This window comes from Carnobacterium sp. CP1 (genome assembly GCF_001483965.1).
GTDB lineage: Bacteria > Bacillota > Bacilli > Lactobacillales > Carnobacteriaceae > Carnobacterium_A > Carnobacterium_A antarcticum.
Genome location: NZ_CP010796.1, coordinates 1,833,725 through 1,849,865, shown reverse-complemented (window position 1 = coordinate 1,849,865; position 16,141 = coordinate 1,833,725). Strand labels below are relative to the sequence as shown.

Here is a 16,141-nt window from a genome sequence, read left to right as displayed (position 1 = left end):
AAAAACAAGCTTTTCTTGTTCACACAACTCCTCATCTATAATTTGCTTTAATCGTTTAAAATTGAAATTTTGGTAGTTAATTATTCTTTAGGTCCTTTTTCTGATATTATATTCCTATGAGGATGAAATGGAGGAATATGAATTATGTTGAAATTTGAACAAAATATACGTGGAAATGTAGCCCTAGGTATAAATCCACTTGGATGCAAACAGGAAGTATTGAATCAAATCGACTATGTGAAAAATAAAGGGACTTATCAAGGCCCAAAAAAGGTACTAATCATTGGTGCATCATCAAGCTACGGTTTAGCCACTCGAATCAACTTGGCTTTCGGTGCGGGAGCAGATACGATCGGCGTTTCTTTTGAAAAAGGACCAAAGAACGAAAGAAACTTAGGGACAGCTGGCTGGTACAACAATATTGCTTTCCGAGAAGCTGCTGAAAAAGACGGTCTGATTGCTAAAAACTTTGTTCAAGATGCCTTCAGTCATGAGAGCAAGCAAGAAGTCATAGATTATATAAAGAGCGAATTTGGGGGCAAAGTAGACTTAGTCGTTTACAGTCTGGCAAGCGGCAGAAGAACAGATCCTGATACTGGGGAGACATATAGTTCTTCTATTAAAGCTATTGGAGAGCCGGTAGTGGGACCGAATATCAATATGCAAAAGCAAGAGTTCTACACGGAAACCTTAGATCCCGCAACTGATCAGGAAATCCATGATACAGTCAAAGTAATGGGTGGAGAAGACTGGCAACTATGGATGGAAGCACTAAAAGAAGCAGACGTATTGGCGGATGAAGTTCTAACAACTAATTATTCTTATCTAGGAACTGAACTGAATCACGATTACTATGGCGGCGGTACCCTTGGCCGTGCTAAAGCAGATTGTGATGAAAAAGCAGATAATATCAACGAATTACTTACGGACATCAACGGCAAAGCCTTGATCGTGGTTGCTACTGCAGTTACCACTAAAGCAAGTTCAGTTATTCCTTTCTTCCCAGTTTATTGTATCGGTCTTTACAAAGTAATGGCAGAAAAAGGAACTCATGAAACAACCATTATGCATCAAGACCGAATTTATCGAGAAATGATTTATGGCGACAAGCCCGAGTATGATGAAGTTGGCCGATTGAGACCTGATAGTTGGGAACTTGACAGCGACACTCAAGCCAAAACGAAGGAACTCATTCTAAAGTTAAATGAAGAAAACTTTAATTCCGAATTAACTGCTTATGACATCTTTTACAAAGAGTTCTCAAATTTAAGTGGCTTCATGGTTGATAACTATGTTGACCAAGAGGTTACTCTTGAAGAATTAAAAGCATTAAAATATTAATCTTTTTGGCGCCGCATCAAACTATGCCAGTAAGGATTAGGAAGGTTATGGCTCTATAGTCATAGCCTTTTTTCTGTGTATTAATAATGTTAAACGATTTTCTTATCTCATTTCAAAATAGAAAACCTCATTTATTTATAATACGGCTCTCCGTAGTATATCTAAATGAGGTTTTAGTTCTATCTATGAGGAGAAAAACCTCAATGTATTATTTTCTTGAATTACTCCCCAAGCGGTTGAGACTCTGCTGCAAGACCTCTTTGAACGCCTGGTCGTTCTGCAATGCGGTGAGACCATTCTAAGAGATGAGGGTATTCATCCAGATTTAAAAATTCATATGATCCTTCATATAGTTTTCCTGAAGCTAAACGACCGTACCAAGACCAGATGGCAATATCTGCAATGGTATAAATATCGCCAGCTATATAAGGACGCTGTGCTAAAGTTTTATCGAGTAAATCCAATTGTCGTTTCGTTTCCATCGTGAAGCGATCAATCGGATATTTCATAGGCTCTGGAGCATAAGCGAAAAAGTGGCCAAATCCTCCACCAACATAAGGACCTGCTCCTGTTTGCCAGAATAACCAATTAAGGGTTTCAGTCCGACCATGAATATCAGTTGGAATCAGTTGGTCAAATTTCTCGGCCAAGTAAAGAAGAATGGAACCTGATTCAAATATTTCCACACGAGGACTTTGACTTTGGTCAATAAGGGCTGGAATTTTAGAGTTAGGATTAATCTCGACGAAATCCGAACCAAATTGGTCGCCTTCCCCGATATTAATAGTGTACAAGTCATAGTCTACGTCTTCTATACCTAATTCTTTTAGCTCTTCGAACATAATCGTGACTTTAATGCCATTCGGTGTTCCTAGTGAATAGAGTTGGAACGGAGCGTCACCGACTGGTAATTTTTGTTCGAAACGACTGCCAGCTGTTGGACGATTGCCGCCTTTGTTTGAATTCTCTTCTTCCCACTGCCATACTTTTGGTAATTCATATGCTGTCATCATACCACTCCTCATAATGTTTATAGTACCTCCATCATACTACTCCTGTACCAATATGCCCAAGTTTTAGCTTATTTATTTATTATACAGGTCTCTCAACTCCTTTAAGCTGTGCTTTTTGCCTATTGATCTATTAGAAAGCAATATAGAAGATAACATGGGCGTGCCTATATGACCTATTCATGCTAGAATAAAAATAAGAAACTATTGGAGGATGATATTATTATGAAGCAAGAACTCGTTGAGATTTGCCTGCGTGTCAGAAATATTGAGGCTACTTTAGACTTTTATACGAATCTATTCGATTTTGAAGTTGCCAGCCGCAGAGAATTCCCTGAAAATAAGTTTGATTTAGTTTACCTGAATTCTCCCGGTTCGTCTGTTCAAATTGAACTCACTTACAATTACGATGCCGAGCCATATAATGTAGGAAATGGCTTCAGTCATTTAGGTGTGACTGTCAGTGACTTAGAAAAAATGCATGAAGTTTGTAAGGCTTCTGCTTATGAAACAGGTGAGTTAAGAGGACTTTCAGGCGGCACACCCACATATTTCTTTGTGACAGACCCTGATGGCTATCGAATTGAAGTAAAGCGTGCAAAATAATTTTTTCTACTATTTTAAATGTAAGCATGTTGGTTGTTGCCAATATGCTTACATTTTTTAATTCCCTCTTATTATTTCTCAAAATTATTTGTACGTTCATTACTTTCTAAAAACCTCATTTACTTATGGTACGGTTCTCCGTAGTGTATCTAAATGAGGTTTTGCTACTACTCTCGTATTTTCATTTTGTTGATGACATCTAAAATTCGTTTTATACAATATACTAATATGTTTCGTTTTAATAATAACTCCTCTTCTAATTTTTCTCGGTTAGTCATGTTATCTATATTAGGTTTGAAATGAACTTAATTAAGGAAGTTGAGTATTCTATAGATCACACAGAAATCATGATTCTATGTGCACCACTTTATCACTTCTTTTTTATCACATCTTTTAGTATTTTGAAGTCATCCTTTTGAATTTGGTTAAACGTGCTCCCAATTTTATCTTTGAGTATATTCATAAATTCACTTGTCGATGTAATAATGGATACCAATTTTCTTTTATCGAGTGTATATTCAGTAATATACTCATAAGGAAGATCAGCACTCTTAAGTTTTTCATCCATTTTTCTATTTTTCTCGTTCCAGTAAATAATATAATCTAAACGCTTATCAGCATCATAAATTCCAGCTTCCATATCATAAATATTATTTCCCTTGTAGTACTGTGCATCTTCTTTATCTACTACTATGAACAGTAACTTCTCACTAAAATTAGAATCTTTCATTGACTCAGTAATCTCGTACATACAGTTCAAAGACATCAAATATTTCCTCGTTACGATTGAGATAATGAAATCATGTTGTTTAATTGTTTTCATAAACCTATCTAAATCATCCCTATAATTATTTACATTAATATCTCTACTCACACTAATATCATTTTGTTTGTCTAAACTTTTTTCTACTAACTCTGCAAGATCTTTGTCTGCATGAGAATAAGAAAGAAATACTTTACTTACTTTCATTTCTACTACCGCTCCATTCTCATTAACTAAGTAAGGAATTCCACGAAATTTAACTAATTCTTTCGATTTTTCAACCGAGATATAAGGAATTAATTCTCCACGATAATCAACCTTATCAACTATACAGTTGATGTTTATATCTAATAGTTTTTTTGCTTCTTCTAATCTGATGGGGAATTTAGATTTTTTTATATGTAAATTAATGCCATCATCATATATTCCTAAAATTATATCTCCCCCATTACTATTTGAAAAAGCAGAAATATATTTAGCTGCTTTTTCGGGTGATAAGACTGGATGTATATATACTTTATCTCTTCTATCTTTTTCTTTTATGGCCTGTATAATTTCATCTTTTTTTCTCAAATTTATTACACCTCAGTAACTATATACTATAATTTTTTTAAAGGAATTCTTGTTATCCCAGTTGTCTTAAGAAGTTCTCCCAAAGTAATCTCTTTGCAGCCATCGTCTTCTCCATTATCCGTCCACAACTCATAATTTCCACTATCCAGTACTTCTAATTCTTCTTCCCCATAAAAAATAATCTGATTATTATCTGTAGGTCTTATAACGATTATTAGCTCTTTTTCTTCTTTCATAGCCAGAAATATTGTTTCTGAATAACTACTATCTTTCCATTCTTGTAATGTGTTTGGAACAAAATATTTTTTAGATTTTTTCAAATTCTTATATACATTTTCTACGCTTCTTTGTAATAAACTCTCGACATATTCTCTCATTTCCGGTGTAGAAGTGACAACATGTTTTAATAAAGCACGTATATCTTCCGTCTCCAAATCAGAATTTTCTAAAATATCTTTTATTTTTTGATGGTTACTTAAATACTCGTCTAAATCAATTCCATTACGCTCAACTTTCTCTGCAATTGCCATTCTTCGCAAGGTTTCTTTTGTAGAAGAAACTAGCATCCTTTTAGGATACACTTTAGGAAAATATTTTTCAGATAAAGTTTTTTCTTGTAAGAAAAAGTCGTTCAACTTATTAAATATGAATTGTACTTCTTTTGTTCGTTCTAAATTATCAGAAGTCTCATCTACTAGGATTTTGCTCACTTTGTTATCAATTAATTTAGCGGCTTGCTCAGTGTTTTGTCGTTCTGAAGCATCTTCTGAAAAATGAGCGTCAAAGGATTCGATACATTGATTTAATAATTTCTTTTCCCATGAAGGCTTTAATTCAAATAATATTTTTTTTATATCCTCTCTAATATCATCATCGTAATAGACATTCTTAAAGTGATTGAAACACTTGTGTTGTGTTGGTACAAATACATATTTAATTACTTCTTCAATACCTTCATCATCAATCCATAACGAATAGAATCTATCCAGCCATTCACACGCTTCTCTTTCATTAACAAAAGTATTATTAAAATCTATAATAGTCTTATCCTCAAATAATTTATTTACGCTTTTTAGGTAATGGTTCCCACCAAAAACTTTTTTCCAACCTAAAAATGTCTCTGCTGTAGAAGTATTGGGACATCCGCCGTCGGAAAAAAGTTTCCAGAAAATCATACTATTGTCTTCTTTTCTTGTTGTTGGTATATAGACTTGAACATCTCCGGTCTCATTTAAGTACGATTTCCGCTCGTAATTAACCTTCGGCTTATTAATCGGTATAAGAGAACTTCTAGATATATATTCATAAATTTGATCGTAGTAATGTTTTTGCAGGCCCTTATATTGACGTTTTTCAAACAAACAAATATTATATTCATCCCTAGTAAATGTATTATCAGAGCAAATATCTATTAAATTTTTATATAAAGAGATTGCTTCTTCCAATAATTCCCTATTTTGTTGATTCCCCTCTCTTATCGCATCTCGATCTTCTGTTACCCCGAAAAGAGCTGAATTAACTATAATAGGAAAAGCAAAATCTTCAGTTCCAACTAAGGGAAAATCACAAAACAACTTTGGTATATTGTTAGATAAAGGCTTAAAAATACATAATTTCGAGTCTTTATCGTATTCCACAGGACACACAATTTGCACATTATTTTTACTGAAGTAAAATAAACTCTCAATATTAACATTGTTTTTATCTATTGTTTTTAATTGCATAAGTGTCAAATTACTATAAGCTGGATATGTTCTGCTTTTTGCTTTTTCATACCTCTTACCATTACAGTCTACTGACTGAATATTTTCATTAAACGCTAAAAGATAAGGTATAGTTGCTAATAAATCCTTTACTCCTTGTTTTACTGCTTCCTTTGAATCTTGACTACTTCCTGCAATGTTGTAAATGAATTTAGTTTTGTTACTTGTCAGTACTTCATTGCTACTTCTATCCAATTCCTCTAATTTCTCTAGCATTTGTATTGTTTGTTCTTTTATTCCGTTGTAGTCTCTTTTAGTTCGATTAATAATAAAATTCATGTTAGTAGATGTTTCATTGTTACGAATAAAAGTACCTTCAATTTCAACAATTCTAGATAATAAAAATGTTGACATAAAACCCGTACCAAATTTCCCTGTTAATTCTTCACCTGATTCTTCTTTTGTAGACACCTGAGTAATCAGATCTTGAAGATTGTTATATGTAAACGGCTTACCATCATGACTAAATGTTATTCTCTCATTGCTAATCTCTAAATTTATATTGATCTTTTCTCCGTCAAGGGTGCAATCAGATGCATTCTGAATCAATTCCCATATCCACCTACGTCGGGTTTTATTATTATCATCTTCTGAGCCCTCAAAAATGCTATCGAATTCTTTTTTTATTTTTGACGTGCTAGAAGCAAGAGCAATATCTACTAGCCTTCTATTATATTCTTTCACCATAAATTAACTATCAATCCTTTCTCAATTCATAATCTCACGAGACTAAAATCTAACAATTCCTTTTGAGTTTATTCTTGTATTAAAGTTCAGGTTCTCTAATTCCAGTCTTCAATTATAACTTTAATTTTTTCTACAGCTAACTACAAAACTTCATAGGTATAGTGTTTTAGAATTAATAGCTTACAAATTCAGTAATATATAATCATTTTTGTTTATTCTCACATTTCTTTGAATCTGTTCGACAGCGTTTTTGTCTAGCTCTATGTTTTGAATAGAAAAAATATACTTATCATTTTCTTTAACTACAGAGGAGTGCCATAAGGTACCAATAAAATATTTTCCATGCTCGTTAAATCTTGTTCGTTGCTCATACTCTACTTCAGATATTCTTTTAATTGATCCATTTATTTTTACTTTACCTGAATCCACTTGTTCGGGTGAAACTATGTACTTCTTATCTACAATAGCCGCAGAAAATCTTTCTCTACCATTAATATCAAATGGTTTTATGTTTCCTTCCTTAATAGTTTCAACTTCTAAGATTATCAAATCATCATACATTCGATTAGATGTAGACAACCAAATTTTCTTTATCGTTAATTCATTAGAATTTATCAGTACTCTTTTATTTCCCAGGTACTTCAAATTCGAAATAAAATTATTTCCTATTCCATAGTTAAACCATAAGCTTTGTTGGTAAAAAGAAGTTTTACTTAGATAAGAAACAAATCTTTCAATTTCTTCCTCACTTTCAATACAGACTGAAGAATTATAGCAGTCAGGATCTACAGATGTCATTACATCTTGTAATTTTTCCATTTCTTTATACGGATCTGGTTTTTTTGCACTTTCTTTATATTGTTTAATAAATCCTTTTATCTCATTGCCGTTTTGAAATCTTCTTTCAGAGTTTTGGCGAAGAGCAACATTCATTAATTCATCTAAGAGTCTTGCGTCTTCTTCTTCGGGAAATTCACTAGCAAATTTTTTAATTTCAGTTCCGCGATGAGTATAGCCAAAAAAGTACCAGTAACAGATTTGCCCAATAGCATAAAAATCCATGGAAGGAGATGGTTCTCTCCCCCCCTCTAATTGCTCTGGAGCAGAAAAATTATAATTTGCCAGTCTTTCTTTTTTCTTCGTCTCGATGAAAACCGCAAAATTTTCATGAGTAAAATGAGCTATTCCAAAATCTGCAATATAGAAACGACCTTTTTCATCGACAAGAATATTTTCTGGTTTCAAATCTCGATGAATTACTCCTTGTTTATGTAAGTCATCCAAAACATCTACTAAGAAATAGAATAAAGATATTGTATCTTTAAACGATATTTCTCTACCTAAATTTTTTCTATACCTTTTTAAAGACATTTGGTATTTTTTCATTATTATTACTGGGACTACAGAATTCTCTATTTTTATTTCATCATAATCAAGGTAAGAAATGATTGTATTATTATGTTCTATTAGCATAGAATTAAAGTATTCTGATTTAAAGCGTTGCAATTTAGTGTCTGAATCAATGATAGTAAGAAACTTAAGTGCCACTTCTTTACCTGACAAAACACCTGAATAGACTAATCCGTTTCCTCCTTCTCCAATACTTTTTAAATCTGTTACTTCTCCCAATTGTAAAGAGATTTTATTTTCACATTTTTTTATACACTCTCTAATTAAATTTTTATTCAATATATTCCTCTCTTTTCTTTTGAAATATTCAAATATCTTTTACAATTACTTTATCTTCTTTTCTATAGTAAATATTTCTTTTGTTGCTTGCTATATTAGCAAATTTCTTTGATTTATTGTAATAAATTATTAAATCAAAAATGATTGTATTATTTAAAGGATAATATTATTACAATTGAAAACTTCATGTACTTTAAGTAAAAATGACATTAGCGAAAGTAAATATCACTATACCTTTCTTGAACAACCTCATTTACTTATGATACGGTTCATTCTTCATAATTCTAAAGCTGCGGTAAATTTGTTCGATCAGCACTAAACGCATCAATTGATGCGGCAGCGTCATTTTTCCAAAAGAGATTTGGGCATTGCTGCGTTTCATCACTGCTTCGCTTAATCCCAATGAGCCGCCGATGACAAAAACCAAATTGCTTTTTCCTTGAATACCGAGCTGTTCAATTTCTTTAGAAAATGCTTCAGATGTCCGCTGACTTCCTTCAATCGCTAAAGCAAATACATAAGCCTGATCTGAGATTTTGGACAGTATCCGTTCGCCTTCTTTTTCTTTGACTTGAAGCATTTCTGCTTCGCTTAATTTTTCGGGAGCTTTTTCATCTGGAACTTCAATTAATTCAATTTTGCAGTAGCTTACTAGCCGTTTCGTATATTCTTCGATTCCCATTTTTAAATACTTTTCTTTTAATTTTCCAACAGTAATAATTTTGATATTCACAGTTATCCCCCTTTAAAACGTAGTTATCCACAAAAGTTATCCACATGTCCACAACTTCATCACTTCATATGGTAGACGAATACCCGTTCTCTACCACATATATGGCTGGGCTTTGGCAATAAGCACATTTCACTTCAACGTTATCCACAGGGTTAACAGGCTTCAATATCGGCATTTCAAAACCGCCGTAAACAGCATCATCTAGCGCTTCTCCTACATCTTCTTGACAAGCATAAATACAATCCATCCACAGTCTCCTCCAATTTTTGTGGATAACTTTCGTTTCCACGATGTGTGTCTTTTTCCATTTTACAGCACTTATGCACAATGTTCAAAACTATTTTGATTTGTTTATCCCCAGTTTTGAATTTTTTACGAAAAAAGCCTAAAAAAAACCGAGTATCCACATTGTTAAAATGTGAATACTCGGTTTTTTATCTTTAAGTTATCGACTCTGTATCGGTCATGGTGATGGTTGTTTTTTCTAATTTTCCATTGCGGTAATACTCAACTTCAATTTCTTTGCCAAGCTCAGTTTTGTAAATTTCTTTACGCAACGAAATGGTATCAACAACGTCTTCGCCATTAAATTTCACTATAACATCGTATTGCTCTAAGCCGCCTTTTTCTGCTGCTGAATCAGGTTGTACCTGTCCAACGACTACACCTGCTGTCACATCTTTTGGCAATTTCAAGACACTTGCTTGTTGCTGCTCAGATATTTGTGAAATATCCAAGAGGCTGATGCCAAGAACAGGACGAACAACTTTACCTTCTGTTTCTAACTGATTGATAATGCTGACAACATCGTTACTAGGAATAGCAAATCCCATTCCTTCAACCGTATCTGTCGAGATTTTCATGGAGTTGATTCCAATTACTTGTCCAGCAATATTGATCAAAGCCCCTCCTGAGTTCCCTGGGTTGATCGCTGCATCAGTTTGCAAAGCTGTCATTTCCCAGTCGATGACGCCATCTCCGTTAATGTCTGTATCCACGCTCCGATTTTTAGCAGAGATGATACCCTGAGTAACAGAAGATGCGAAATTAGTACCTAGCGGTGAACCAATAGCAATAGCAGGCTCGCCAACCGTTAAACTATCAGAATCTCCAAAAGTTGCTGCTTTTGTCACGTTTTCAGATGGAATAGATAAAACTGCTAAATCGGTCCAAATATCTGTTCCGATAATTTCAGCTTCTACTTTTGTACCGTCTTTCATCAGCACTTCAACGGCATCCGACTCGTTGATAACATGATTATTGGTCACGACATAAGCGGTATCGCCATCGATTTTATAAATGACGCCGCTTCCTTCACCAGCAGTCTGCAAACTAGAATCCTCTGACATATTTGTACCATCAGAATCAGAACCAAAAATGCCGCCGAACCCTTCTGTATTTTGCTCTTGCATATTTACGACTGAAACAACCGAATCTTCAACTTTCGCTACTGCATCAGTTACTTCAGAAGTAACATTGACGCTGACATCGGTAGTTGTTACTTTACCATTCTCATCGACTATCCCTGTTGAATTAGTGGGCGTATCGGATTCCATCGTATAAAGGTACCCTCCACCCAACAAAGCGACAACCAATCCACCGATCACTCCGCCAAGAATACCCGACTTTAATGACCCTCGTTTTTTAAATTTCGTTTCATTCGTTGATTTTTTATTATTTTGGCTCACTTTAATCACCTCTCACCTTTTTTTATAGCTTTAGTTTAACCTTAATCTTTGAATTTTTTATGAAAACAATTAGACCAATTAACACTTTTTTCTTTTAATTTACCATAAGTATCCTTCTTACTGACTTTATCTGCTCTCACTTTTCTTTATTCTAACCTTAATTTTTAGGGATAGCCATCATCTTCCCTTATTCGCATTTTTTGCAAAAAAAATCCAAACCATAATCGTTCTTTTCTATGGTCTGGAGCATCGTTCATTTAATTTTCGTTTACATTAAATAACAAATAAAGAAGTTGGTTCACTAGGATCTGTGTCGTAAACAGTGAAGGTTTCACCTACCCCGGTCCCTTTTTCTTTTAAAATACTTTCAGCAGTCATACGGGCTAATTCTTTGATATTGTTGTCTTTGCTTAAATGGCCTAGGTATACACGTTTGGTTTTTTCTCCTATGATTTCAGCTAAAGCTAAAGCACCATCTTCATTTGATAAATGACCTTTATCGCCTAAAATCCGTTGTTTTAAATGCCAAGGATAAGCACCCATCCGCAACATTTCTAAATCATGGTTGCTCTCGAATAAATAAGCATCTGCATCCGCTAAAATACCACGCATCCTATCGCTCACATATCCTGTATCGGTCAACATCACAAATCGTTTATCGTTCTTATGAAACGTATAAAATTGGGGAGCCACAGCATCATGAGACACACCGAAACTTTCTACATCTACGTCTCCAATTGCCATTGTTTTACCCATTTCAAAAACAAATTTTTGCTCTGTTTTGATATCGCCAATAATCGGAGACATGGCTTCCCACGTTTTTTCGTTAGCATAAACATCTAATTTGTATTTACGAGCTAACACACCAACCCCATGTACATGATCCCGGTGCTCATGGGTAACTAAGATACCGTCCAAATCGGCAACATCACGATCGATTTTTTTTAATAATTCAGTAATTTTTTTTCCGCTTAATCCACCGTCAACTAATAGTTTCTTTTTTTCTGACTCAATATACGTCACGTTTCCAGAACTGCCACTCGCTAGAATACTGACTTTTAATCCTTGATTTTGGCCTTTTAACATTTCACTAATCCCCCTCGATCATCCCACTCATTTTATACCAAATACCGCAAAATATCTACCTGTCTGTTTGATCCTAATAATGACCAACACGGTTTGATAAAGAACCAAAAAAACCAGCGAACCAAGAAAAATCTCTTAGGTCGCTGGTTTAAGGGTTTGGTTGTTTATTGTTTCTCTGAAGACAGCTCACTGGAACTCGATTCAGAAGAATCGGCAGATGAGTCGTCTTTTTCTTCTGATGCCGGTGTCTCTATAGAAGAACTCTTGATAATAGTGCCATTAATAGCATCGACACGCTTCGCTTGCGTATCGGTACTGGAATCTATTTCTACAAACCAGACAGGCGCGTACATGCTTAATTCTTCCAAATTCAGTGTGCGGTAATAACCTAAAACAGGCTTTTTCACAGTGGTATCTGCCGGTATTTCATTATTTTGATACAAAATATCGACGGCATTTTTATCTGTGATCAATTCACGACTTTCACCTTGCACCGTGACTGGTCCTACATAACGTTGTTCGTAAGAAATGACTTGCTTACTGCTGTCTAAATGAAAAATGATTTCTGAAGTTCCATCGGTAATCGGAATATTATTTGCAATTTGTGCATAAATAATTTGTTGCCCCGAGGGAATATAGCGGAAAAATTGATAGTCTTTTCCAAACAAGATTTGATCGCTTTTTACGAAATCGTTTAATTTTTCGATATCTTTAGACGTTAATTTTTTTTCTTGAGACAAGGCAATTGGATTAGATAAGATACTGCTGTAAATCGCTCCATTTTCTTCAACGATTCTGGTTTGATTGCTAAGTTTGTCGCGGTTTTCTGTTAACAAATCGTTTGCTTCAGTTTGAACATATGGAACTTTGTTTGTTTCATTTTGGAACTTAGGCAACTTGATGTTGGCTTTATCCATTTCATCTATAAAATTCACTTGAACATTAGAATCATTTTCTGAGAAATCATTGTAATTTTTATCAAAATAAGTCACTAGGAGAAAAACATTCAGTGCCAGGAAGGTCAGGACAAAAATGATTTCAATTCGCTTAAAGTCCATTGCTCTCATCTCCTCCATCCTGATGCAAATCTCGAGAGTTCAGCCAAGAACCATTGACATAAATGTACCAATCAGGCTCTAAACTAATCACTCGGCTGGATTCAGAACTATTAGACCATGTGTACCCTAATTGGATATCTTCGATCTCTTCGATGGCATAACCTTGTTCTGCTAAATACAGCAGCAATTCTTCCCCATTTAGTAGTTCTTTTTGATTGTCTTCATCTGAAATCGGCGTTTGTGCAACCATTAATGGTACTTGTAATTCTGACATGCCATTTTCAACAACTGTAATGTGTGTTGCCCCATAATCGGTCGTTCCGAAAACAGGATAACCCTCAATATACCGACGATAGGTGACGACATTGCTTTGGCTGTTGTAGTCAAAGAAATGGATTTCATCGGACCAGTTTTCATACAACATCAATTCAGTGAACGAATCTCTTAGCGTCTCAGTTAACGGCATTTTTTTGTCCGATGCGCGATTACGGTAATAACTTAGAATATTCGTGTCTTCGTTGACAAACATTTTACTAATGTAGTCAATATACTGAACGGAATTTTCACTCCGCGTTTCTTTCACTTCAGAAGTATCGTCAAATAATCGTTCAATAAACAGACTATTCGGCTGTCTTTCCACCATATAGGTTAGATAAGGCAGTTCAAACGGGGCAATCGGTAAATATATGTTGTTGTTCTTGGCCTTCACGGTCATCACAGACTGATAAGCTGCTTCTTCTTTTCGAAGAGCCGCCATCAATTTTTCCTGATCCACACCTTCTAGGCTGCTGCTGTACAATAAATCAGAATCCGTATTATAGAAATAAATTCTGTCTGGGTCAGAAATAGAAAGATACACCCGATCAAACGTCCGATTCTGGTACTCTCCAGGCAAATTGGTAAATTTATCGCTCATCATTCCAAAAGGAATATTTTCCAAATAAATCAACTCTATTTTATCTGATTGAGACAGACTGTTCTGATAGTTCTCATTCGAAATTTCTAAAGGATCTTCTAAATTTTCCATTTGCCAATCCACCATAAAAAATTTGGAGAACGTCGACAAAGTCGCACGATTAGTCGTTATTTTGTCCATTCCTGCTTCATGTAAAACAATCTGCGAGGGACCGAACACATGCGAAAGCTGTCGTGAAATTGTCACAGAAGAGGTCTTTTTTTGATCGTTGTTGGTTTGTTCATCGTACTGACTCGGCATAGTCCAAATCGCCCAAGTCAGAAAAAGACTGAGGATAATGAGAAATATCAAAGCTATTCTGATAAATCCTGTTCCTTTCATTCCCAATCATCCTCCTCATAAGGGAGATACGGCAACGAAACATAAAAGGTTGTCCCTTTTCCTTCGATGCTGTCTACCCAAATTTTTCCGCCATGTCGTTGAATCACTTCTTTAGAAATGGCTAGACCCAGACCTGTTCCGCCCATCGAACGTGCTCTGGCCTTATCTACTCGATAAAAGCGGTCAAAGACATGCGGCAAGTCTTTCCTTGGTATTCCCATTCCTTGATCAGAAACGCTGATAACGACGCTATTATGCGTTTCCTGCAGCCGACAAGTGATCGTTCCGCCGTCCGGCGAATATTTAATAGCATTATTCATAATGTTATCAAATACTTGCATCATTTTATCCGTATCTATTTCGGCCCAAATCTGACGATTGGTAAATTCGCGTTTGATTGAAAAGGCCTTTTTAGGTTTATCCGAAGATTGGATCATCATATCAAAGCGATCCAGTACGTGGCTCATCAATTCATTGATATTGATGTACTCCAATTCCAATTCGCTATTGCCTGCATCCATTCTTGATAAGTTCAATAAATCAGAAATCATACGAATCATGCGATCGGTCTCTTCTTGCGTAACTTGCAGAAAATTCGGTGCGATCTCAGGATCTTTCCAAGCCCCATCGATCAGAGCTTCCAGATAGCTCCGCATGCTGGTTAATGGTGTTCTTAACTCGTGTGAAACATTCGAGACAAAGTCTCTGCGTTCCCGTTCTATTTTCTCTTGTTCCGTTACATCATGCAAGACGCAGACGATTCCGCTGATAAAACCCGTTTCTCTTTGGATCAAAGAAAATCCTCCTTGCAAAATCAAGGGGTTTTCAGGCGTTGAAAAATTAAAAGATAACTCTTCTTCATTTTCTAATAATTTACGCAATGAAAATTCTTTTTCTTTTTTCAGAACTTCCAGAATGGATCGGCCAATCGCTGTTTCTTGCGTAACATTTAGCATCTCCATGGCCATCTCGTTGATGATCACAATTTTCCCTCTGCGGTCAGTGGCGATAACGCCATCTGTCATGTGGGTCAAGACACTGTTTAATCTTCTTCTCTCTGCTTCTGTTGATTCCTGTGCTTCTTCTACTTTGATGGAAAGGTCATTGATCGCTAAAGACAATTGTCCCAACTCATCCTCACTGTAAATTTTTACTTGTCCAGAATAATTGCCTTCTGCCATTTGAATAGTTTGGTGAGTCATTTCAGTGATTGGTTTAGTGATTGCTCGCGAAATAAATAAAGCCAGCAATACTGTCAGACCCATAGAAATAAGCGAAGCATTTAAAAAGATGATCGTAATTTCTTCAATTTGTTGATAAACACTTTCAATATTGGTTTTTAATGAAATGACGCCTAATACTTCATTAGAGCCGTCATTCGCTATAATTGGAGAAACCAACTTCCAGATTCGGTCGTTGGTTGTTTGATCCGTATATTGACTTGTGGTTTTACTGCTTAACAATAAAGCTTGATGAACATCACGATCTTTCGATTTCATGCCGACAACCGATTGATTCGTTGTGTCGCTTGTTCCTAAAATGTAGTGTTGTGGATTGATGACTTGGGCTTCTAGTACACCATTTCCTGAAAAATCTCCTAACAACCTTCCAATTTCTTCATTCAAATTCCGATTTTCTTTGTCTACTAACAGAGGTTGCAACGTATTGTCCAAAAATCCTACTTGAAGTCTGCGTTCCTCTTGAAAGTTATCAATCAATTGTGTTTCTAATTGTCTAACAAAATAGGCTCCTATCAATTCTAAGGCAACCAATAATAAAACAATGAACACGAAGACAATTTTAAAATCGATCGATTGAAAAAACCCAATTTTTTTCTTCATGAACTT

13 protein-coding genes are annotated in these 16,141 nt (G+C 35.2%); 2 read left to right on the top strand and 11 right to left on the bottom strand.

From position 1 onward, the window contains the following. Nucleotides 1–144 precede the first annotated feature (144 nt). Nucleotides 145–1,341, top strand: coding sequence for an enoyl-ACP reductase FabV (fabV, locus tag NY10_RS08705; protein ID WP_197408959.1), 1,197 nt, complete (start codon nt 145–147; stop codon nt 1,339–1,341). A gap of 221 nt (nt 1,342–1,562) precedes the next feature. Here the strand turns inward: fabV and yghU are convergent, their stop codons facing one another. After that, nucleotides 1,563–2,351 (bottom strand): glutathione-dependent disulfide-bond oxidoreductase, encoded by a 789-nt coding sequence (gene yghU / locus NY10_RS08700; protein ID WP_058919600.1) that lies wholly within the window; start codon nt 2,349–2,351, stop codon nt 1,563–1,565. A 225-nt stretch (nt 2,352–2,576) separates the two neighbouring features. On the opposite strand from yghU, the gene gloA reads away from it, so the two are divergent. Continuing rightward, nucleotides 2,577–2,957 carry a lactoylglutathione lyase gene (gene gloA / locus NY10_RS08695; RefSeq protein WP_058919599.1) on the top strand — a complete coding sequence of 127 codons (381 nt, stop codon included), beginning with the start codon at nt 2,577–2,579 and terminating at the stop codon, nt 2,955–2,957. Between the two features lie 370 nt (nt 2,958–3,327). Here the strand turns inward: gloA and NY10_RS08690 are convergent, their stop codons facing one another. The 10 genes from NY10_RS08690 to walK all read right to left on the bottom strand — a co-directional run bounded on the left by NY10_RS08690 (nt 3,328) and on the right by walK (nt 16,135). Next, nucleotides 3,328–4,293: a TIR domain-containing protein gene (locus NY10_RS08690; RefSeq protein WP_058919598.1), complete on the bottom strand. Its 966-nt coding sequence runs from the start codon at nt 4,291–4,293 to the stop codon at nt 3,328–3,330. Between the two features lie 26 nt (nt 4,294–4,319). Next, a complete protein-coding gene (locus tag NY10_RS08685) occupies nt 4,320–6,743 on the bottom strand; it encodes a sacsin N-terminal ATP-binding-like domain-containing protein (RefSeq protein WP_058919597.1) in 2,424 nt (807 codons plus the stop codon). A 180-nt stretch (nt 6,744–6,923) separates the two neighbouring features. Then, nucleotides 6,924–8,432 carry a protein kinase domain-containing protein gene (locus tag NY10_RS08680; RefSeq protein WP_058919596.1) on the bottom strand — a complete coding sequence of 503 codons (1,509 nt, stop codon included), beginning with the start codon at nt 8,430–8,432 and terminating at the stop codon, nt 6,924–6,926. A 253-nt stretch (nt 8,433–8,685) separates the two neighbouring features. Then, nucleotides 8,686–9,165: a 23S rRNA (pseudouridine(1915)-N(3))-methyltransferase RlmH gene (gene rlmH / locus NY10_RS08675; protein ID WP_058919595.1), complete on the bottom strand. Its 480-nt coding sequence runs from the start codon at nt 9,163–9,165 to the stop codon at nt 8,686–8,688. 64 nt (nt 9,166–9,229) lie between these two features. Beyond that, nucleotides 9,230–9,412 carry a CxxH/CxxC protein gene (locus NY10_RS08670; RefSeq protein ID WP_058919594.1) on the bottom strand — a complete coding sequence of 61 codons (183 nt, stop codon included), beginning with the start codon at nt 9,410–9,412 and terminating at the stop codon, nt 9,230–9,232. Nucleotides 9,413–9,605: 193 nt separating this feature from the next. Beyond that, the gene (locus NY10_RS08665) at nt 9,606–10,853 is read right to left on the bottom strand and encodes a S1C family serine protease (protein WP_231726722.1); all 1,248 of its coding nucleotides are present in this window, start codon (nt 10,851–10,853) and stop codon (nt 9,606–9,608) included. Nucleotides 10,854–11,126: 273 nt separating this feature from the next. Continuing rightward, a complete protein-coding gene (locus NY10_RS08660) occupies nt 11,127–11,939 on the bottom strand; it encodes an MBL fold metallo-hydrolase (protein WP_058919592.1) in 813 nt (270 codons plus the stop codon). A 164-nt stretch (nt 11,940–12,103) separates the two neighbouring features. After that, on the bottom strand, nt 12,104–12,997 hold the full coding sequence (locus tag NY10_RS08655) for a two-component system regulatory protein YycI (protein ID WP_058919591.1): 894 nt from the start codon (nt 12,995–12,997) through the stop codon (nt 12,104–12,106). Further along, nucleotides 12,987–14,294: a YycH family regulatory protein gene (locus tag NY10_RS08650; protein ID WP_058919590.1), complete on the bottom strand. Its 1,308-nt coding sequence runs from the start codon at nt 14,292–14,294 to the stop codon at nt 12,987–12,989. Before NY10_RS08650 ends, NY10_RS08655 begins: the two co-directional genes overlap by 11 nt. Further along, nucleotides 14,291–16,135 carry a cell wall metabolism sensor histidine kinase WalK gene (gene walK, locus NY10_RS08645; protein WP_058919589.1) on the bottom strand — a complete coding sequence of 615 codons (1,845 nt, stop codon included), beginning with the start codon at nt 16,133–16,135 and terminating at the stop codon, nt 14,291–14,293. Before walK ends, NY10_RS08650 begins: the two co-directional genes overlap by 4 nt. Nucleotides 16,136–16,141 lie beyond the last annotated feature (6 nt).